23 protein-coding genes, 1 tRNA gene and 2 pseudogenes are annotated in these 16,556 nt (G+C 59.3%); 14 read left to right on the top strand and 12 right to left on the bottom strand.

Going from position 1 to position 16,556, the window contains the following annotated elements:
• Positions 1-258 precede the first annotated feature (258 nt).
• On the bottom strand, positions 259-996 hold the full coding sequence (locus tag K6N12_RS19355) for an SIMPL domain-containing protein (RefSeq protein WP_097628174.1): 738 nt from the start codon (positions 994-996) through the stop codon (positions 259-261).
• 281 nt (positions 997-1,277) lie between these two features.
• On the opposite strand from K6N12_RS19355, the gene K6N12_RS34155 reads away from it, so the two are divergent.
• Both K6N12_RS34155 and K6N12_RS34150 read left to right on the top strand, forming a co-directional pair.
• Entirely contained in the window at positions 1,278-1,475 is a 198-nt protein-coding gene (locus K6N12_RS34155) for a hypothetical protein (RefSeq protein ID WP_239620170.1), read from the top strand.
• A complete protein-coding gene (locus K6N12_RS34150; RefSeq protein ID WP_239620172.1) occupies positions 1,472-1,819 on the top strand; it encodes a hypothetical protein in 348 nt (115 codons plus the stop codon). The genes K6N12_RS34155 and K6N12_RS34150 overlap by 4 nt, the downstream gene beginning before the upstream one ends.
• Positions 1,820-1,883: 64 nt before the next feature.
• Here K6N12_RS34150 and K6N12_RS19345 read toward each other — a convergent pair whose 3' ends face one another.
• Positions 1,884-2,030: a hypothetical protein gene (locus K6N12_RS19345; protein WP_003593213.1), complete on the bottom strand. Its 147-nt coding sequence runs from the start codon at positions 2,028-2,030 to the stop codon at positions 1,884-1,886.
• A gap of 238 nt (positions 2,031-2,268) precedes the next feature.
• On the opposite strand from K6N12_RS19345, the gene K6N12_RS19340 reads away from it, so the two are divergent.
• Complete coding sequence (locus tag K6N12_RS19340; RefSeq protein ID WP_097628175.1) at positions 2,269-2,463, top strand: hypothetical protein; 195 nt, start codon at positions 2,269-2,271, stop codon at positions 2,461-2,463.
• A gap of 127 nt (positions 2,464-2,590) precedes the next feature.
• Here K6N12_RS19340 and K6N12_RS19335 read toward each other — a convergent pair whose 3' ends face one another.
• Positions 2,591-2,800: a hypothetical protein gene (locus K6N12_RS19335; protein ID WP_012558428.1), complete on the bottom strand. Its 210-nt coding sequence runs from the start codon at positions 2,798-2,800 to the stop codon at positions 2,591-2,593.
• Positions 2,801-3,025: 225 nt separating this feature from the next.
• Between K6N12_RS19335 and K6N12_RS19330 the strand changes: the two genes are divergently transcribed.
• The 4 genes and pseudogenes from K6N12_RS19330 (at position 3,026) to K6N12_RS19310 (ending at position 6,121) form a co-directional block, all read left to right on the top strand.
• Complete coding sequence (locus tag K6N12_RS19330) at positions 3,026-4,231, top strand: trypsin-like peptidase domain-containing protein (protein ID WP_097628176.1); 1,206 nt, start codon at positions 3,026-3,028, stop codon at positions 4,229-4,231.
• Between the two features lie 313 nt (positions 4,232-4,544).
• Positions 4,545-4,957, top strand: a pseudogene (locus tag K6N12_RS19320) (integrase core domain-containing protein); the annotation flags it as partial.
• A gap of 205 nt (positions 4,958-5,162) precedes the next feature.
• Positions 5,163-5,735, top strand: coding sequence for a hypothetical protein (locus K6N12_RS19315; protein ID WP_097628177.1), 573 nt, complete (start codon positions 5,163-5,165; stop codon positions 5,733-5,735).
• Positions 5,732-6,121, top strand: coding sequence for a type II toxin-antitoxin system death-on-curing family toxin (locus K6N12_RS19310; RefSeq protein ID WP_097628178.1), 390 nt, complete (start codon positions 5,732-5,734; stop codon positions 6,119-6,121). The genes K6N12_RS19315 and K6N12_RS19310 overlap by 4 nt, the downstream gene beginning before the upstream one ends.
• Before the next feature lie 184 nt (positions 6,122-6,305).
• Here the strand turns inward: K6N12_RS19310 and K6N12_RS19305 are convergent.
• Positions 6,306-6,381: transfer RNA gene (locus K6N12_RS19305), tRNA-Ile, on the bottom strand.
• 220 nt (positions 6,382-6,601) lie between these two features.
• Here K6N12_RS19305 and K6N12_RS19300 point away from each other — a divergent pair.
• Positions 6,602-6,970 (top strand): response regulator, encoded by a 369-nt coding sequence (locus K6N12_RS19300; protein ID WP_012558426.1) that lies wholly within the window; start codon positions 6,602-6,604, stop codon positions 6,968-6,970.
• A gap of 119 nt (positions 6,971-7,089) precedes the next feature.
• Here K6N12_RS19300 and K6N12_RS19295 read toward each other — a convergent pair whose 3' ends face one another.
• The 3 genes from K6N12_RS19295 to K6N12_RS19285 form a co-directional block, all read right to left on the bottom strand.
• Complete coding sequence (locus K6N12_RS19295; RefSeq protein ID WP_003593249.1) at positions 7,090-7,281, bottom strand: hypothetical protein; 192 nt, start codon at positions 7,279-7,281, stop codon at positions 7,090-7,092.
• Complete coding sequence (locus tag K6N12_RS19290; protein WP_088936510.1) at positions 7,278-7,943, bottom strand: acyl-homoserine-lactone synthase; 666 nt, start codon at positions 7,941-7,943, stop codon at positions 7,278-7,280. Before K6N12_RS19290 ends, K6N12_RS19295 begins: the two co-directional genes overlap by 4 nt.
• 144 nt (positions 7,944-8,087) lie before the next feature.
• A complete protein-coding gene (locus K6N12_RS19285) occupies positions 8,088-8,813 on the bottom strand; it encodes a LuxR family transcriptional regulator (protein WP_097628186.1) in 726 nt (241 codons plus the stop codon).
• Positions 8,814-8,937: 124 nt separating this feature from the next.
• Here K6N12_RS19285 and K6N12_RS19280 point away from each other — a divergent pair, with 124 nt between their 5' ends.
• Complete coding sequence (locus K6N12_RS19280; protein ID WP_097628187.1) at positions 8,938-9,132, top strand: hypothetical protein; 195 nt, start codon at positions 8,938-8,940, stop codon at positions 9,130-9,132.
• A gap of 333 nt (positions 9,133-9,465) precedes the next feature.
• Here the strand turns inward: K6N12_RS19280 and K6N12_RS19275 are convergent.
• From K6N12_RS19275 to K6N12_RS19265, 3 genes and pseudogenes are all read right to left on the bottom strand, one after another.
• Positions 9,466-9,693: pseudogene (locus K6N12_RS19275) on the bottom strand (GIY-YIG nuclease family protein); the annotation flags it as partial.
• 323 nt (positions 9,694-10,016) lie between these two features.
• Positions 10,017-10,256, bottom strand: coding sequence for a DUF2934 domain-containing protein (locus K6N12_RS19270; RefSeq protein ID WP_097628188.1), 240 nt, complete (start codon positions 10,254-10,256; stop codon positions 10,017-10,019).
• 25 nt (positions 10,257-10,281) lie between these two features.
• A complete protein-coding gene (locus tag K6N12_RS19265) occupies positions 10,282-10,506 on the bottom strand; it encodes a hypothetical protein (protein WP_012558422.1) in 225 nt (74 codons plus the stop codon).
• A gap of 361 nt (positions 10,507-10,867) precedes the next feature.
• Between K6N12_RS19265 and K6N12_RS19260 the strand changes: the two genes are divergently transcribed.
• Together K6N12_RS19260 and K6N12_RS19255 are read left to right on the top strand one after the other, a co-directional pair.
• Positions 10,868-11,251 (top strand): BRA0787 family protein, encoded by a 384-nt coding sequence (locus K6N12_RS19260; protein ID WP_003593258.1) that lies wholly within the window; start codon positions 10,868-10,870, stop codon positions 11,249-11,251.
• 115 nt (positions 11,252-11,366) lie between these two features.
• Entirely contained in the window at positions 11,367-11,780 is a 414-nt protein-coding gene (locus K6N12_RS19255; RefSeq protein WP_097628189.1) for a DUF4174 domain-containing protein, read from the top strand.
• 188 nt (positions 11,781-11,968) lie between these two features.
• Here K6N12_RS19255 and K6N12_RS19250 read toward each other — a convergent pair whose 3' ends face one another.
• Both K6N12_RS19250 and K6N12_RS19245 read right to left on the bottom strand, forming a co-directional pair.
• Positions 11,969-12,679, bottom strand: a complete 711-nt coding sequence (locus tag K6N12_RS19250; RefSeq protein WP_131711337.1) for a GntR family transcriptional regulator — start codon at positions 12,677-12,679, stop codon at positions 11,969-11,971.
• On the bottom strand, positions 12,676-12,831 hold the full coding sequence (locus K6N12_RS19245; protein ID WP_165503930.1) for a hypothetical protein: 156 nt from the start codon (positions 12,829-12,831) through the stop codon (positions 12,676-12,678). The genes K6N12_RS19250 and K6N12_RS19245 overlap by 4 nt, the downstream gene beginning before the upstream one ends.
• 115 nt (positions 12,832-12,946) lie before the next feature.
• Here K6N12_RS19245 and K6N12_RS19240 point away from each other — a divergent pair, with 115 nt between their 5' ends.
• The 3 genes from K6N12_RS19240 (at position 12,947) to K6N12_RS19230 (ending at position 16,555) form a co-directional block, all read left to right on the top strand.
• A complete protein-coding gene (locus tag K6N12_RS19240; protein WP_097628191.1) occupies positions 12,947-14,035 on the top strand; it encodes an ABC transporter ATP-binding protein in 1,089 nt (362 codons plus the stop codon).
• Between the two features lie 45 nt (positions 14,036-14,080).
• Entirely contained in the window at positions 14,081-15,379 is a 1,299-nt protein-coding gene (locus K6N12_RS19235) for an ABC transporter substrate-binding protein (protein ID WP_097628192.1), read from the top strand.
• Positions 15,380-15,646: 267 nt separating this feature from the next.
• The gene (locus K6N12_RS19230; protein WP_097628193.1) at positions 15,647-16,555 is read left to right on the top strand and encodes an ABC transporter permease; all 909 of its coding nucleotides are present in this window, start codon (positions 15,647-15,649) and stop codon (positions 16,553-16,555) included.
• The last annotated feature ends 1 nt before the right edge of the window (position 16,556 follow it).

Below are 16,556 nucleotides of genomic sequence, written 5' to 3'. Positions count from 1 at the left end.
GCGGCGGCCAGAACCGCCTTTGCCAGTCTCCCCGGATCGGCAAGGGCGGTTTTCTTTTTGTGAGGTTGTTCTACGCTCGGTAGACCCTGGAGGGTCTAACATGCCGCACCGCCTCAGATAATTTCCATCCAAGCAATTCGTCGAACGGTGGCAGTCAGCAAGACCTTCATTTTGGCCGCCGTCGGCAACCGCAGCTTAGTCCCTCCCCCTTGTGGGGAGGGGTTGGGGAGGGTGTTGGCTGCCGCCGGCACTTTCATTTCACTGTTCGATCGCAAAAGTCACGGTGACGCTGACAGTGTAGTTGTTCTCGCCGCTCTGCACGGGAACGGCCGAATCGGCCTCCTTCATCATCGTGGCGCGATAGGCCGGCTGCGGCATCGGGCGCGGCACGTTCTCGTTGATCTCGATGATGCGGCCGAGCTTGACGCCGGCGGCTTCGCTCAGAGTCTTCGCCTTCTTCACCGCCTCGGCAACAGCATTCTTGCGCGCCTCTTCGAGGGCTGCTTGCGGCTTGTCGTTGGTGAACTGGATGTCGCCGCCCTGGTTGATGCCGAGGGTGACGGACTGGTCGATCACCTGGCCGAGCTTGGCAAGATCACGCAGCCTGATGGTGATGGAATTGATGGTCTGGTAGCCGATCAACTGCGGCTGCTGCTGTTGACCATCGACCGGCTGCGGGTAGTTGTATTGCGGCTGGATTGAGAAGCCGGAGGTCTGCAGATCGCGCTCGGCGATGCCGCCGTCCTTCAGCGCCTTCAGCACCTCGTTCATCGCCTTGTTGTTCTCGTCGAGCGCTTCGCGGGCGGTCTTTGCCTGCTTGACGACGGCAAGGTTGACGACGGCCATATCGGGCGCAAGGGCCGATTCACCATCCCCCGTCACCGAAATCACCGCCTCACGCGGCTTTGCCTCCTGCGCCAACACCGGCGCTGCGCTGCCGAGCGGCAGGGCGAGAAGGGCAGTCATCAGAAGAGTCTTGGAGAGAATCGGCGCCATGTTTCATTCCCTAGTTGTCGTTTCCCGGATGAACTTTCTGTCGGTTGATTGTGAAGCTATTGCGGCGGAAGAGAAGGGCGAGTGTGTGCGGAGAGAAAAAATGTGAGGGTGCGGGCGTGGAACGCGAATCCGGCTCGACGGTGAGTAGCGCCCACGGCACAGCCTCTCCATTTCTCCGTCTTCCCACCACCTACCAAATCCCCCAAACCTGATAGCAAAGACGGCGGGTTAAGAAACAGGGGCGGGCATGCTGTGACCGGCAAGGGCGCAGCATGCGCTTCATGACAATTCTTTCGATCGGCCTCGCGATCGGCCTGGCGGGCTGCTCCCAGGTGGCGGAAAAGGCTGAAAATGCCGCCAACCGCTCCTACATCAGCTATGCGCTCGGCAAACACTATACGGAGATCGCCAATCTCGTCCAATCGCCGATGGCGCGGCTTTCCGGCTCCGACGCGACCTATGGGCCGATGATCGCGTGACGCCGTTGAAGAACGGCATGACGATCTACCGGCATATGACGCCCGCCGCCAAGACCGAGACCGGCACGAACTTTGCCGGCCTTGTCGGCAGCTCCACGGTGTCGCAGAGCAACCGGCTGTCCTATTTCCTGGTGGGCGCCGATGGGATCGTCAAGGATTGGTCGACGGGCTCCGTGCAGGGCAGCGCCAGCGACTGCGTGCAATATATCGGCGGCGTCATCAACCGTTGCAACGATACGCAGCAGCTTCAGGCTTCGCTCGCGCTCTATGATGTGAGGGTGGCAACCAGGGCCGGTCAGCCCATATCGAGCTGGGGAGAACCGGCAGCGCCCGCAGTGAATTGAGGGCGCACGCCAGCCAGGATAAGGTCGTTTGCCTTACCTTTCGGCCAGCGGACACATTGCGGATTTAAGCGCCGAAATCATCCATGAAAGACGGATGGATCGCAGGCTTGCGCTCTTCGCGGGCGTCGCGAAAACGCTGGGGAACCGCACCGAGACCGGTCACGAAACGGGTCAGGAGATTGCGGTTGAAAAGTTTATGCAGGGCACTCATGGCAGTTCACTCATTCTTTTTTTTGTTAGCCGGCAGCATATATTTTGCCCAAGCTGCCATCGCAATGGGCAATTTTACATGACAGTTATGCGACAGTGCATGGCTTGGGAGATCACATTGGCGTTATGAGGGCCGCCGAAGGGCACTCTCACACCATAAATCCTCGCGAACATGCGGGATCGCGTGGTAAATTCTCCGTTCAGGGCCAAGCCAAGGGCCCTCCGAAGGAGAAGCTCAGATGAACCGATTTTTCGCATTTATCGCGACCGGAACGCTGATCAGCCTTGCCACGATCACTTCGGCCTGCACATCATCCGGATACCTCGATCAGACCTCGTCGATCGGGGGCGGCTATTATCGGGAAGAGATGCCGCTCAACCCGGCCTGCGGCGGTGGGTTTAGACCTAGCGACGGTCGCTCCTGCAGCTATTAGAGGCCGGCTCGGGCCGTTGGCAGAAAATCCATGACCAAGTCCGGAACCGAGATAGTCGGATTCCGGCTTGGACGTGCCGCATGAACATCACCGCCTTGGACTCCTGCTTGGCGTCCAACGGTATCAATCAGTGAAGCCCTTGCAGTCTGTTCCGCCGCTCTGCCAGCAGTTCATTTTGAACCAGGTTCCTGGCATTGTCCGAAAGACCATTCGGCCCCAACAGACCAAGTTCGGTAAACCGCGCTTCGATTTCCTTCGGAATGCTGTCCGCTTCGTGTTGGCAAAGGCGCACAAGCCACTTCCATTCGTCGCTCGTCATATCCCTGTGCACGACCATGAATTGCTATCCTCCCGAGAACAACGACATCCGTAAAAAAAATACCACAACTTCTATCGAAAGGCAGGTGGCTCGACGATCGGGCTGAGCATGCGGTCAACCACTGATCCCTGATCGCTCCAGACGGCGGGACCCTGCATGGTTATGGCATTAAGCCTGACCGCAAGAGTTGGTTGAAAAGCACCCGGGCAAAGGTCTAATCTCCGGACAACTGGGGATATACTGATGGCAGCCGTGTTTCGCGTAATCTTGAGCGCTGTGTTTTCCGCGGTCCTTGCTTCCACATGTCTTGCCGACGGCCCGACGTCATCAGGGACCGGCTTCGCAGTAACCACCGATGGATGGCTGCTGACAAATGCGCACGTCGTCCAGGCTTGCAAGCGCATCGAGGTGAAAGGCAAGGGAGACGCCACCGATCCCCGCATCGACGCCACGAATGATTTGGCGTTGGTGAAGATCAATGCCGCGGAGCCGTTGAAGCCTCTTGTCTTCCGTCACGCTCCAACGCGGGTCGGCGAGGACATCGTTGCCATAGGCTACCCGCTGGCGACATTGCTGTCGGATTCGGTCAAGGTCACCACAGGCAACGTGAATGCGCTGGCAGGGCTTCGAAATGACACCCGGTACATCCAGATTTCCACACCGATCCAGCCCGGTAATTCCGGTGGCCCGGTCGTTGACCGCGACGGCTTTCTTATGGGCATCACCAGCGCGACGCTGTCGAAAGGGATCGCGGATGAGATCGGTATCACGGCGCAGAATGTGAATTTCGCTATTCGTGCTTCGGTTGCCGACCTTTTCCTGCAATCTCAGAGCATCACAGGGCAATCCGGCGACAAGGCGGCAGACCAGCAGCCGATCTCGACAGCCGATGTGGCGGACAAAATCACGCCGTCGGTGTTCCAGATTCTCTGCTACGGCGAGGAGCAGGAACAGGCGTCGACCAACACACCAAGCGCCACGACCAATCTCCCCGCGCAACCAACCGCTTCATTCATCGATGCTCGCGGCTACGACGCGATCGGCTTCGACTACCGAGCCGTCAAGGATGTCACTTATTCGGGGTGCCACGAAATTTGCGAAGGCGAGAGCCAGTGCAAGGCGACTACCTACAACACGAAGCACAGCGTTTGCTTCCTGAAAGATAACATTGTTGCCCTGATACGGAATTCGGATGCGGTCGCCGCCTATGCATCGTCAAAGGCAGCCGATGTGATCGTGTCTGATTTCACGAGCTATTCGGGCATCGATCTTCCCGGCGGTGACTACAGACGCCTAAGAGGCAGCAACTATCTGCTATGTTTCACCGCCTGTATCGGCGACAATGCTTGCAAGGCGTTTTCCTATATTCCCAAAAAAAACGAATGCTGGCTCAAGGATACGATTGGCCGTCCCAAGGCGACTAAAGGTGTGGAGTTAGGGATCAAGTAAAACAGCAAATCTTCACCGAGCAAACTCGCTCGCAACGCGATGACGAAATGACCGTGAAAATTGTCGATGTTGTCTGACACTAAAGCGTGTCGCGGCTTTTGAGATTCAGGATTCTCCAATCAGTGGAGGTGTGATTCCCTTTGATTGACAGAGGGAGAAGGGCCGTGGGCAAATCACATCCGATCGCGTTGCGCGTGCGTGTTGCTGCGTTTGTCGAGGAAGGCCATAGCCATCGAGAGGCGGCTCGGCATTTCCGCGTGTCGCCGCGTTTTGTGAACAATCTGATGATCCTGAAACGCGCGACCGGATCGGGCGGGCAAGCCGGACCGCCCATGCGGGTTTGGCCCTCGATGCCTTGGACCAAGCGCTTCATGATCGACGGCCTATCTATCGCGGCGACCTCATCCACCATTCCGACAGGGGCGTGCAATGCGTGTCAATTCGGTATCCCGAGCGACTGGCGGAGGCGGGCATCGAGCCCTCCGTTGGAAGTTGGCGACAGTTATGACAATGTTCTCGCCGAAACGATCAACGGTCTTCACAACGCCGAGGTCATCCATCGGCGAGGACCATGGCGCAACTTCGAAGCCGTGGAGTTCGCCACACTCGAATGGGTCGATTGGTTCAACAAAACCGGCGTCTTCTGGAACCCATCTGAAACACTCCGCCAGCAGAGGCCGAAGAACGATACTACGCCATGCGGATGCGCCAGCCATGGCCGCATAATTTAAACGAAATGGCCCCCGGCAAACTAGGCGCGGTTCACATGTCCATCCTTTGCCTCACACCATCCTCAGAACCGTGGGCCGCGTGCCTCAGTCGGAAAAGGCGAAGTTCTATCCGTGACTTGATGGAGCTGACCGCGCCAAACGCAGGGAATTGAAAATAGCTCCTGAGCATCTTAATAAGAGATGAAGGATAAAAACGGGCGATGGCAGCTTTAGCACTTCTCGAAGAGCGTGAAAAAAGGTTTGGAGCCTATCCGCGTCCGGATTGGCCATCGCTCGATTCCGACCCGGCCGAGGCTGCTGCCATTTTTGCGCGCGGTTTCGCGAAATTCGTCCTTAGGCTTCGTTCAGCTGATGCATTGGAGCGCGCCGCTCTTCGTGATGCTGTTGATGCGATGATCGCAGATAACGACAGAATGAAGCTTATCGAAGTCAGGTTGGGCTGCATCGAGTACGGCATGCGCGCCTACCAACACATATTAGAGATGCGCCAAATTTTCCCAGCGATGCGGCAGGCTATTGAAGAGCGTGCTCTGCGGATTGGCGAGCCCGGAAAGAGGAAATTTTTCCGCAAGAGAAGCGCCGAATCGATCCGCTCGCAGGAAGACATGATTGCAATCGATGAGGCATTCATTTCTTTCCTGCAAAAAGAGCTCCAACCGAGTATCGATGCCAAGATCCGAGAACAATCCAAGACCATGGCTGATGATGAGAAGGCGATTCGTGACGACCTGAATCAGCGGTTCCCTAAAATCACAGCGCGCCTCGCCAAATGAACTCGCCGATCTGGATTGAAGTGCATCAGGTGGTTGCCATCAACGCGGAACAAGTTTCCAAGACTGGGGAGGTGCACTTTCTGCGAGACTTTGGGCTTTTAGAAGCTGCGGTGATGTCGCCTCGGGACCATTGGCACTATGAGGGGCCAGATCTTGTGCAGGCCTTCGGCAACCTTTTGTTCGCAATCGCGAAAGCCCACGCGTTCGAACAAGGTAACAAGCGAACAGCATTTCACGCCGCCGCCGAATTCCTAGCTCGAAACGGCGCAACCCTTATTTTGCCCGATACCGATTATTGGGCGGAGAAAATAGAGGAACTGATTACCCATAGCTCCCTCTCAAACGATTTTGTTAATGTCATGAGGGTTTACACCATTCTGCCGTGATCGATCGGAATTGATCGTCTCGCTACTGATGGCTCAAGTGGCCTTCAAAGCCCCTTCAACGATTCTTGTAAAATTCCGGAACTTGGTGTCAAAATTCCGGAATTCCGCGTCCGGCTACAGTCGATCAAGATGGCGCTGAACCAAAGGCTAACCCCCTCATCAAATCCCTTAAAACAAGAAAAAATGGTGGGCCCGGAGGGACTCGAACCCCCAACCAAGCGGTTATGAGCCGCCGGCTCTAACCATTGAGCTACAGGCCCTTGACGCCGGTGGTGGCGCCTTGGCGCCGGAGGCCGGCGCCAGGATACCGGGGCAATGGTTCCCGCAGCATCGGTTCGCTCTAACGCAAATTGCAGGGAGCCACAAGCGCAGAGCGCAAGCATCTGTGGACGATGCATATTTCATCGGCGCCGGTACTGGAACCTTCTCGCGCCGGCGACAATTACAGAGATTGGATTCGATGAAGGAGGGCGATCGCAGATGGTGGCGTTGAACAGTGCCGTGGTGCTTATCGTCGAGGATGAGCCGCTGATCCGGTTCAATGTTCTCGATGTGCTTGAAGAGGTCGGCCATGTGGCGCTGGAGGCGGCGAATGCCGACGAGGCGATGGTGGTGCTGAAGGGCAGGCAGGATGTCGATATCCTGTTCACCGATGTCAATATGGCGGGTACCATGGATGGCATCCAGCTTGCCAAGCGGGTGAGGGCGATGCGGCCGAACATCGGCATCATCATCACCTCGGGCATGGTGCGGCTCGACCCCATGGCGCTGCCCGCCAACACCGCCTTCCTGCCGAAGCCCTATATGCACGACGCGTTGATCTCGACGATCGATTCCCTGATGACGTGACGGCAATTCGCTGATGACATGACGGGGCGCACAGCCGCAAAACGGGGACAGGTTTTGCGGCTGCGCGCGAGGCGCCGGGAGACATGCTCGTCTTCAGGCGTGCGGAGGGGGTCGCGCCCTCAGCTGAAGCTGCTCTTCAGCGCCTCGTTCTCGTGGTGAGCCTTCTTCTCGTAGATGGTGAACAGCGCCATCGAGAGGAGATAGGAGAGGAAGGGATCCCCGATCTGCGTGGCGATATCGCGGGAGGCGAGCACGTGGCGCTCCAGGGCGCCGATATCTTTCTGTATTGCGGTTTCAGCGAGGCGGTTCATGCTGCCATCTCCAGGAATTGCGTCACGACCGAGCGGGCCGGAACATGTCTGACATAAAGGGGTAGGGTCAGGCCGAGGGCGGTGCGCATCTTGCGCAGCACGCGGTCCGACACTTCGAAGGCGCCGCAGCAGACGGGGTACTTGCCGTAGCCGTCTGCGCGGCCGAGTTCTTCCACTTCTGCGCCAGCGCGCTTGTAGACGCGCTTGAGATAGGGCTCGTAGTTGGAAATCATCGTATGGATGCCGTGATCGAGCGCGCATTCGCAAAGCGCAAGCAGCATCATCGAAAAGGCGCGGCCGGCGTCGATCTGAGGGAAATCCCTGGCGATCGCCTCTTCGTCGATGCACATGCGCGTGCCCTCCCAGATGCCCGGCGCGATGAGATCGGCGGCATCGGGAAACGTCTCGCGGAAGACATCGTAGAGAAGGGTCGGGCCGGTCGTCGGCATCAGGCGCATGCCGCCGTAAAGACGCGTGCGGCTGTCGTTGCACCAGACGAGATAGGCAGGAGCCAGCGCATCGTAGCTGTCGCGTTCGTAAGGGCCGACGACAGGAACGTCCCAGCCGAGCGTATCGGCGAACACCTTCTTGCGCAGGCGAAACATCTGGTCGAGTACGGCAGCGTATTTCTGATACTCATGTGCCTGAATGATAACGAACATTTTGCCCTCCAGCGTTTACAAGTTCGTGGAGAGCAGAATGGTTCAGGCCGGCCGGTTCGGAAATTCCCTCAGATGGGCCCCCTCAGATGAGGGGATTAGCCCAAAAGCATGAGGGCTGACGTCACGACATGCGCCGAGCAAAGACTATGGATTGATGATGCGCAATTGCACGGCCCGCGAGGCGGCGGCCGAGATGGTGGCGCAGCCGAGCTTGAAGCGGGCGGTCTTCAGATAATCGCGTGTGGTGTGCTCGGAAATGCCGAGGATGACCGAGATGTCCTTGTAATCCTTGCCGAGTGCTGTCCAGTGCAGGCACTCGATCTCGCGTGGCGACAGTGCCGGCACAGGGTCGTTCTCACCGTGCAGCTCGTAGACGGCCTTGCGATGGATCAGGTGGGCGATCTCGATCCATTCGTTGCGGCAGCGCCGGACAAGCTCCGTCCATTCCTCGACCGGGATTCGGGCGTTCACCGACAGCAGCGCGCGGCGCTGCGCCTTGTCGGCGACGGGAATGGAATAGCCGTTGCCGCCGATGCCGTGCTTCTGGGCGTCGACCAGCATGGCATAGGCCTCCGGCGTCGGCTCGACCTCGCTCCAGTCGAAAGGCAGCTGGCGCTCGAAGCCCTGTTTGACGATCGGATCCACCTTCACATAGCTGTTCAACAGGTAACGGGAGACCCAGGCATCCGGATAGGTGGTGCGCACGAAGGGCGAGTCGATCTTGCTGGCGATCGTCTGGGCGAGATGGTAGGTGACGAAATCGAGGCCATATTGCGCCTGGAGAATGCGGATGGCAGCATCCACATTGGCCGCCGCCTTGATCTGTTCGAAGGCGGACTCGAACTTATCGCTATAGCTATTCTCGATCATTTCCACTGCCCCAATTCCCTCAATCCTACCGTGAGGACCGTCATAAATACAAGGCATCCCCACATATGCGGGGAATGACAATCCCGGCTCCGCCTGCTAGCGCCTTTCCACGAGGAGACCTCATATGGACAGCAAGCGCCCCTTCGAGATTGCCGAATGCCAACAGGCCGCCAAAGGCCTGAAATCCAGCTGGCAGGACATGGCAGGCTCCGAAGCGCTGATCCGCGCGCTCGTTGCCGAACGCAACGGGGACACCCCGCTGGCGCTGTTCTGGACCGAGGTCCACAGGGCGCTTAGCGTGGAAAACAACGTTTTCTGACACGGCCCGCCCCGGCAGGGCTTTCAGGCTCTTCCCGATCTTACAGCACCGACCGGGCGCCGGGATCGGCCACGACGAGATGAAATCCGCGTCCTGCGAGCGACCACGTTTTCATTCTCATCCGTTTCCGATTTTGCGAAGAAAGTGTCGAGCGGCATTGTCGCGGGCGGTCAGAGGGAAAGCTCGTACTCCCTGGATTTGTGCCATTATGCTTGAAGAATGGTTTCCAATGGCGGCGCTGGTGTCTCGGGAAACGGCTAGACTGTGCCATTGTTGGCGCGCGCGAGCCGCAAACCCCAAGCGCCAACCTCTCTCCAACCTCATCCTTGTACGTTGCCGTTGCTGGCGCGACCAACCCTTGATCTGGCGCTCGCGGGCGATGGCGTCGATGATGCGGTCGTAGGTTTCGGTGAACACGAGTTCGACGGGAAGGCGCTTGGCGGTGTAGCCGTCATAGGTGCCGGCATTGTGCTCCCAGACACGCGCCTCGATCTCCTGCTTGGTCAGCCCGGTATAATAAGAGCCGTCGCTGCAACGGAGGATGTAGATTGTGACTTCCATGGCGAGAGGCGAGCATGGGGAGCGAGTGAGCAGCAATCGTGCGGCGCTGGAGTGGCCATCACCCGCCCTCGTGGTTCGAGACGGCCCTGCGTGCCTCCTCACCATGAGGGCTAGTTGTTGTGCCCTGAGGCTAGACCGTCGGCGGCAGGGCTCTGCGTTCTTGGGCGGGCAAGCCGCGCCCTCTCTCCGCCCGCATTGTTGTGCCCTGCTGCTAGGCTATCGGCGTAAGGCGCCGCAATCTCCGATGAGGTAAGCCGCAACCTCTCTCCGCCCTCATCCTGAGGTTCCCCGCAGGGGCCTCAGCAGCCAACATAAGATAGAGATCAGCCAACCTTGGTCGAAGGGTTGAGCCAATCCTGGAGCGGCAGTTCGGGCCGCGGCTGTTTCGGGCGAAATTTCACCAGCACCTCGCGGCCGTCGACAGAGGCTTGTGTGCGTTCCAGGGCATTGCGCTCGGCCACTGCCTGGCGCCAGTGTTCGTCACCGCGCCCTTCGGGGCGGCCCTGTTCTTCCCAGATCGCGTAAGCTCTTTTGCTAATCCATTCGTGGCGCTTGTCGCTCATCTATCTATTCCATTCGTGAAAGGTGTTATTCGGCAATTCTGTCCTGCGGAACCGGCCCGTCGTTACGAACCGGCAGGCGCCGCTTGGCAGCCATCAGCAGGTCGAGCTCGATCGAAGAGGGCCCAAAACGGGTGAAAAGACTTTCGGCCTGCTCGCCGCCAAGACCATATTTGGAAGCGAATTCATCAAGGCTATATGGGCGGCCGCGCAGGATTCTGCTTCGGCGCTCCGGTTCATGGATTTGCGTCATTGGTGATTACCCCAGACTGTTTTTCGAAGTGTGAGAACAAAACAAATTACAGCGGCAAAAGTTCCGTGAATTTGCAGGGTTTTTTCGCCCCGTCGTACCATTGCGGGGCGATTTGCAGCCGCTGGCATGGATTTTCAGGAAGGGGCGTGGCTGAGAAAATTTCCACTAAAACACGCAAGAAAATCAGCGCGTTATGGAATTCGCTTCCGCAAGGGCGCAGAATTGGGCTTTACCCCGGCGCGTTACTCTATAGAATCAATAGTGTTATTCGGTTCGCAGGGGCAGCAAAACCTGCCATTCCCCGCGTTGGCGCGACCGAGACCGGAGGACTTTGGCCTCAACCCATCAAGAGGAGACAGACATGATGAATGCCCTGCCGCCACTTCATGACGGCCACGCGCCGTTTACCCTCCAGCAGCTGTTTCGCGAAGCACTTTACGCCTTCGAGGAATGGGACAGCGAATTGACCGAACCGATCGTCACCTACGAAGGACGGGTCATCCCTATCGGCTTCGTATTCGAAGCCATGCGCGAATGCACCGACATCGTGCCGATGAACATCGTCGGCGCCGTCACCGAGCGGCTGACCAAGCCGTGGGAGGGCGAAGGCCCGCTCGACCAGATGACCTTTTCGACGGCGGCGCGTGTCATGCGCGTGCTGGTGCGCAAGCGCCTGCTTGCCAACGGCACGGTCGATCTCGTCGCCGTTTCGGCCCACGCGGCCGAAGATCAGAACCGCGACTGACAGGATGAGGATCGCGGCCATGGCTGCGATCCTTTTCCGCTTCCAGGCGGAACCTCGCCCATTGCCAGCCGTTTACTGGCATGCCCGCCGCCAGTGCGGGTGAGGAATAAGCACCATGCTGAAATCCATCGTTCATGAAATCATCGGCACGCCGCGGCGTGAACCGGAACTTCCGCAGTCGCTCGAGCAGTTTCGCGACAGGAAGCGGGTGCTGATCATCTTTGCCGATGCCCAGGACGACCGCGCCGTCATCCAGGACGAATGGCTGCGGAACGCGCATATGCGTCTCATCGAGGAAGACGTCGAAGTTTTCATCATCGCCGGCGGCGGCGCTTTCTCGCTGTTCGACGATGGCTCCGATCTCGATGCCGACGATGTCAGAGAGCGGCTGCAGGGCCCGCCATCCGGCGAGTTCGGGCTGATCCTGATCGGGCGCGACGGGACCGTCAAGCTGCGCTCGGATGAGCCGAGGACTGCGGAGGATATCTTCGCGGCCTTCGAGATGCTGCCGAAGCAGACGCCTTGGTAGGGCTTCGGACTGCGCGGGACACGCGACGGCGTGGCGAAGCCGCGCGCCCGGCGTCTTCGCATGCCGACAGCCTGAAAGGCATTCCTAATGCGCGTCGCATCAAACTTGATTCATGCGACGCGCTCCAGCTCTTTGTTTCGATGCATGTCGTTATTCCGGAACCGCTGCACACTTCCGGGTGACATGCATTAAAGCTCGAAGGCTTCCTTGAGGCCGAGGCTCTTGCGTTCGCGCAGGTCGAGATCGGTCTCGATATGGGTGATGTGATGCAGCATCAGCTGGCAGGCGCGGTCGAGCTCGTTATTTTCGATCGCCGTGATGATCTCGCCATGTTCTGAATGGCCGCAGCTCGAGGCGGTCGACTGGCCGTAAAGGGCAATCACCAGCGACGAGCGGGCGACCAGTTCTTCCATGAAGCGTTGCATGATCGCATTGCCGGAGATCTCGGCCAGCCTCAGGTGAAAATCGCCTGACGCCTTGATCTCGGCGCGTCGCGCCGTCTGGCCGCGCTCGCTCATCAGGCGGCCTTCCTCCAGCAGAAGCTGTTTCAGCTGGCTGATGTCACCAGGCGTGATCCGCGCGGCTGCCTCTCGCAATATGCCGGGCTCGACCAGGCGGCGGGCGGCAAAGATCTGCCGGGCCTCGTCGGGCGAGGGATAGGCGACAAAGGCGCCGCGGTTCTTCTCGACGCTGACGAGACCTTCATAGGAGAGCGCCTGCAGTGCCGCGCGGGCAAGCGTGCGGCTGACGCTGAAGAGGTTGCCGACATCTTTTTCGGAGAGCTTGGTGCCGGGCGAAAGCCTGCGCTCGACGATTGCTTCGCGAATGGAATCACGGATCAGTTGTGCGCTGGTTTCGGCGGAGTCTTCGGCCTGCATGGCCTTGGCAGCGGATTTCATGAAAATCGATTTCCTGTGATCGGCAAACCATATCTGGCTTCCCGGCAAAAGTTAAACGGAATTTGTGCTCGAAGCGCCAGCAAATTGTATACGATCATCTGCATAAATTGAGGACGATAGCCTAAATCCTGTGCAGGCATCGTTTTGCTCATACTTTATCTCCCTCCGATCTACGGCAGAGAAAACCCATGATTCACAATGGGTTGAGAAGTCGTCGGCAAATTGGCACGGCAAGTGCATCGTCTTTTCCAAACAGGGGAAGGCATGATGTCGAAAGCGGCAGAGATCGATATAGTATCCGTTTCGAAGGTCTATGGGGCAACGACCGCGGTACAGGCGATCAGCCTGAAGATTCCGGCCGGCTCCTATTGCTGCTTCCTCGGCCCGTCCGGCTGCGGCAAGACTTCGACGCTGCGCATGATCGCCGGCCATGAGAGCATCTCGTCGGGCGATATCCGGCTCGGCAATACAGTCGTCACCGATTTCCCGCCGGCCCGGCGCGGCACGGCGATGATGTTCCAGTCCTATGCGCTGTTTCCGCATCTCGATCTCATCGACAATGTCGCCTTCAGCCTGAAGATGAAGGGCGTCGACAAGGCGGAGCGGCGGGCCAAGGCGCTCGACATGCTGAAGCTGATGCAGATGGAGCCCTATGCTAACAGGCGTCCGGCCCAGCTTTCCGGCGGCCAGCAGCAGCGCGTGGCGCTGGCGCGCGCACTGATCACCGACCCTGAGGCGCTGCTGCTCGACGAGCCGCTGTCGGCGCTCGATCCGTTCCTGAAGATCCGCATGCGCGCCGAACTGAAGAAGCTGCAGAAGTCGCTCGGCATCACCTTCGTGCACGTCACCCACAGCCAGGAAGAGGCGATGGCGCTCGCCGACATCATGGTCATCATGAATGATGGCCGGATCGAGCAGGCGGCTGCCCCGCGCGAGGTCTTCGAGAAGCCGGCAACCGCCTTCGTCGCCCGCTTCATGGGCGATCACAACGTGCTCAGCGGCCGGGTGACATCGAGCGAGGACGGCGTGCTCGTCATGACCGTGCCGGAGGGGCAGAGCTTTTCCGTGCGCGGGGCGGGCAGGGAGGTCGGCGAACCGGTCGATATCGGCATTCGCACCGACCGCGTGCGCTTGCAGGTGGCGAGCGAATGGACGCTCGGCTTCAACGGCGTCGTCTCCAACGTCGAATATCGCGGCTCCTCCGTGAAGATCACCGTGCTCGGCGCCGGCAGCGACGACTTCACGGTCATATCAGACGACAGCGACTATTTCGCCCGCCCGGTCGCCGTCGGCGAGACGGTCGCGCTCAGCTGGGAACTCGATGATGCCGTGCTGCTCGGCCGCGCTTCCGCATGACCAATCAAAAACCAAGACCTTCCACATCAAAAAAGGGGAACTGACATGACGACTGAAACGACATCGACCAAGGCCGCGAAGGGTCTTTCCCGCCGCACCCTGCTGAAGACGGGTGCCGCCGCCGTCGGCGCCATTGCCGGCTCCGGCGCTCTCACCGGCTTTCCCACCATCTGGGCTAAGACGAACATCACGCTTCGCCAGTTCGGCACCGGCGTTTCGAACATCAATGCCATCGCCGAGAAGTGCAAAGCCGATCTCGGCATCACTCTGGAGATGACGGCGACCGATTCCGACGCCGCCGCCCAGCGGGCCGTTACCCAGCCCGACAGCTACGACATTGCCGATATCGAATACTGGATCGCCAAGAAGGTGTTTCCGACGGGCGTGCTGCAGCCGATGGACGTCAAGAAGCTCAAATATTACGACAAGATCGTGCCGCTGTTCATCAACGGCAAATTGAAGGCAGACAGCGTCATCGCCCAGGGCACGGCGCCGCACACGGTCGGCTTCGTCGAGGCGCAGGGCTCCAAGAAGTTCGCCAAGGAGCCGACGCAGTGGATGACGATGGTTCCGACAATCTACAACGCCGATACGCTCGGCATCCGCCCGGATCTCGTCGGCCGCGACATCACCAGCTGGGCCGACATCATGGATCCGAAGTTCAAGGGCAAGACCTCGATCCTCAACATCCCGTCGATCGGCATCATGGATGCGGCGATGATCATGGAAGCCATGGGCAACATCAAATATGCCGACAAGGGCAACATGACCAAGGAAGAGATCGACAAGACGATCGAATTCCTGATCAAGGCCAAGGGCGACGGCCAGTTCCGCGCCTTCTGGAAGAGCTTCGACGAGTCGGTCAACCTGATGGCCTCGGGCGAGGTCGTTATCCAGTCGATGTGGTCTCCGGCTGTGGCCGCCGTCCGCTCCAAAGGCATCGCCTGCAAGTATCAGCCGCTCAAGGAAGGCTACCGCGCCTGGGGCGGCGGACTCGGCCTTGCCTCGCATCTGAAGGGCGCCGAGCTCGACGCGGCCTATGAATATATCAACTGGTACACATCAGGCTGGGTCGGCGGTTATCTCAACCGCCAGGGCTACTACTCCGCCTGCATGGACACCGCCAAGAACTTCATGTCGGCTGACGAATGGGGCTATTGGATCGAAGGCAAGCCGGCGCAGGGCGATATCCTGTCGCCCGAAGGCAAGGTCATGGAGAAGGCCGGTGCGGTGCGCGACGGCGGCGCCTTCGAAGCACGCATGGGGGCCGTCGCCTGCTGGAACTCGGTGATGGACGAAGACCGCTACATGGTCCGCCGCTGGAACGAGTTCATCGCTGCTTGATCGGCGAGGGGGCGGAGAAGCATTGTCTTTTGCTGATGCTCTAGACGTCGCTGCGCTCCGCCCCTCATCTGCCCTTCGGGCATCTTCTCCCCGCTGGGGAGAAGGGGGAGCTTGCCGCTCGGCAGGCAACAAAAGATCAAGGCTCGCGGCTGCCGAGACGGTGCCGCGATTCCTCTTCTCCCCAGCGGGGAGAAGGTGCCGGCAGGCGGATGAGGGGGCTGCACGCGCTCCCGTCCCACCTGATCTAGTGAGAACGGAGAACCGATCATGGCGACCATCGCAGCGGCAACGGAAGACAGCAAGCAGCCTATACGCCGCAAGTTGCGCCTCTCCCCCTCAGCCATCTCCTATCTCCAGGCGACGCCGCTGATCGCCATCCTCGGCTTCTTCTTCCTGCTGCCGATCGCCATGATCACCGTCGTCAGCTTCTGGGACTACGATTTCGCCGGCCTCTATCCCGACTTCCTCACCATGAACTACACCGACACGCTCGGTTCATGGGTAACCTGGAAGACCTATCTCAACACACTGAAATTCACGGCGATCGTCTGGGCGCTGACGCTTCTCATCGGTTTCTGGGTCGCCTATTTCCTCGCCTTCCACATCCGCAAGACCTCGACGCAGATGATCCTGTTTCTCGTCTGCACCGTGCCGTTCATGACCTCGAACATCATCCGCATGATCTCGTGGATCCCGGTGCTCGGGCGCAATGGCCTTGTCAATTCGTCGCTTATTAAGATGGGCATCATCCCGCAGCCGATCGAATGGCTGCTCTATTCCGATTTCGCCGTCGTGCTCGCCATGGTGCATCTCTATACGCTGTTCATGGTCACGCCGATCTTCAACACGCTGATGCGCATCGACCGGTCGCTGTTCGAGGCGGCGCGTGATGCCGGCGCCTCCGGCTGGCAGGTGCTGTGGAATGTCGTCATTCCGCTGGCAAAACCCGGCATGGCGATCGGCACGATCTTCGTCGTCACCCTCGTCATGGCCGATTTCTCGACGGTGCAGGTGATGTCCGGCGGCCAGAGCGCCTCGGTGGCGCTGATGATGAAGAACCAGATGTCGCTGCTGCAATATCCGGCGGCGGCCGCCAATGCCGTGGTGCTGCTGGCCGTGGTTTTGCTGATGGTCGCAGCCATCCTGCGCGTCGTCGACATCCGCAAGGAGCTTTGAG

Source organism: Rhizobium redzepovicii, assembly GCF_019793435.1.
GTDB lineage: Bacteria > Pseudomonadota > Alphaproteobacteria > Rhizobiales > Rhizobiaceae > Rhizobium > Rhizobium redzepovicii.
Note: the sequence above shows the minus strand (reverse complement) of the source record. Positions and strands in the feature narration are given on the sequence as shown.

Bases quoted from the DNA above. Each gene is read 5' to 3' on its own strand.
- K6N12_RS34155 (WP_239620170.1), top strand. From the start codon at position 1,278: ATGACAATTCTTTCGATCGGCCTCGCGATCGGCCTGGCGGGCTGCTCC.
- K6N12_RS19300 (WP_012558426.1), top strand. From the start codon at position 6,602: ATGGTGGCGTTGAACAGTGCCGTGGTGCTTATCGTCGAGGATGAGCCG.
- K6N12_RS19285 (WP_097628186.1), bottom strand. From the start codon at position 8,813: ATGATCGAGAATAGCTATAGCGATAAGTTCGAGTCCGCCTTCGAACAG.
- K6N12_RS19335 (WP_012558428.1), bottom strand. From the start codon at position 2,800: ATGGTCGTGCACAGGGATATGACGAGCGACGAATGGAAGTGGCTTGTG.
- K6N12_RS19245 (WP_165503930.1), bottom strand. From the start codon at position 12,831: ATGAGCAAAACGATGCCTGCACAGGATTTAGGCTATCGTCCTCAATTT.
- K6N12_RS19340 (WP_097628175.1), top strand. From the start codon at position 2,269: ATGAACCGATTTTTCGCATTTATCGCGACCGGAACGCTGATCAGCCTT.
- K6N12_RS19330 (WP_097628176.1), top strand. From the start codon at position 3,026: ATGGCAGCCGTGTTTCGCGTAATCTTGAGCGCTGTGTTTTCCGCGGTC.
- K6N12_RS19250 (WP_131711337.1), bottom strand. From the start codon at position 12,679: ATGAAATCCGCTGCCAAGGCCATGCAGGCCGAAGACTCCGCCGAAACC.
- K6N12_RS19280 (WP_097628187.1), top strand. From the start codon at position 8,938: ATGGACAGCAAGCGCCCCTTCGAGATTGCCGAATGCCAACAGGCCGCC.
- K6N12_RS19235 (WP_097628192.1), top strand. From the start codon at position 14,081: ATGACGACTGAAACGACATCGACCAAGGCCGCGAAGGGTCTTTCCCGC.
- K6N12_RS19355 (WP_097628174.1), bottom strand. From the start codon at position 996: ATGGCGCCGATTCTCTCCAAGACTCTTCTGATGACTGCCCTTCTCGCC.
- K6N12_RS19270 (WP_097628188.1), bottom strand. From the start codon at position 10,256: ATGAGCGACAAGCGCCACGAATGGATTAGCAAAAGAGCTTACGCGATC.
- K6N12_RS19345 (WP_003593213.1), bottom strand. From the start codon at position 2,030: ATGAGTGCCCTGCATAAACTTTTCAACCGCAATCTCCTGACCCGTTTC.
- K6N12_RS19265 (WP_012558422.1), bottom strand. From the start codon at position 10,506: ATGACGCAAATCCATGAACCGGAGCGCCGAAGCAGAATCCTGCGCGGC.
- K6N12_RS19310 (WP_097628178.1), top strand. From the start codon at position 5,732: ATGAACTCGCCGATCTGGATTGAAGTGCATCAGGTGGTTGCCATCAAC.
- K6N12_RS19290 (WP_088936510.1), bottom strand. From the start codon at position 7,943: ATGTTCGTTATCATTCAGGCACATGAGTATCAGAAATACGCTGCCGTA.
- K6N12_RS19295 (WP_003593249.1), bottom strand. From the start codon at position 7,281: ATGAACCGCCTCGCTGAAACCGCAATACAGAAAGATATCGGCGCCCTG.
- K6N12_RS19240 (WP_097628191.1), top strand. From the start codon at position 12,947: ATGTCGAAAGCGGCAGAGATCGATATAGTATCCGTTTCGAAGGTCTAT.
- K6N12_RS19255 (WP_097628189.1), top strand. From the start codon at position 11,367: ATGCTGAAATCCATCGTTCATGAAATCATCGGCACGCCGCGGCGTGAA.
- K6N12_RS19315 (WP_097628177.1), top strand. From the start codon at position 5,163: ATGGCAGCTTTAGCACTTCTCGAAGAGCGTGAAAAAAGGTTTGGAGCC.
- K6N12_RS19230 (WP_097628193.1), top strand. From the start codon at position 15,647: ATGGCGACCATCGCAGCGGCAACGGAAGACAGCAAGCAGCCTATACGC.
- K6N12_RS19260 (WP_003593258.1), top strand. From the start codon at position 10,868: ATGATGAATGCCCTGCCGCCACTTCATGACGGCCACGCGCCGTTTACC.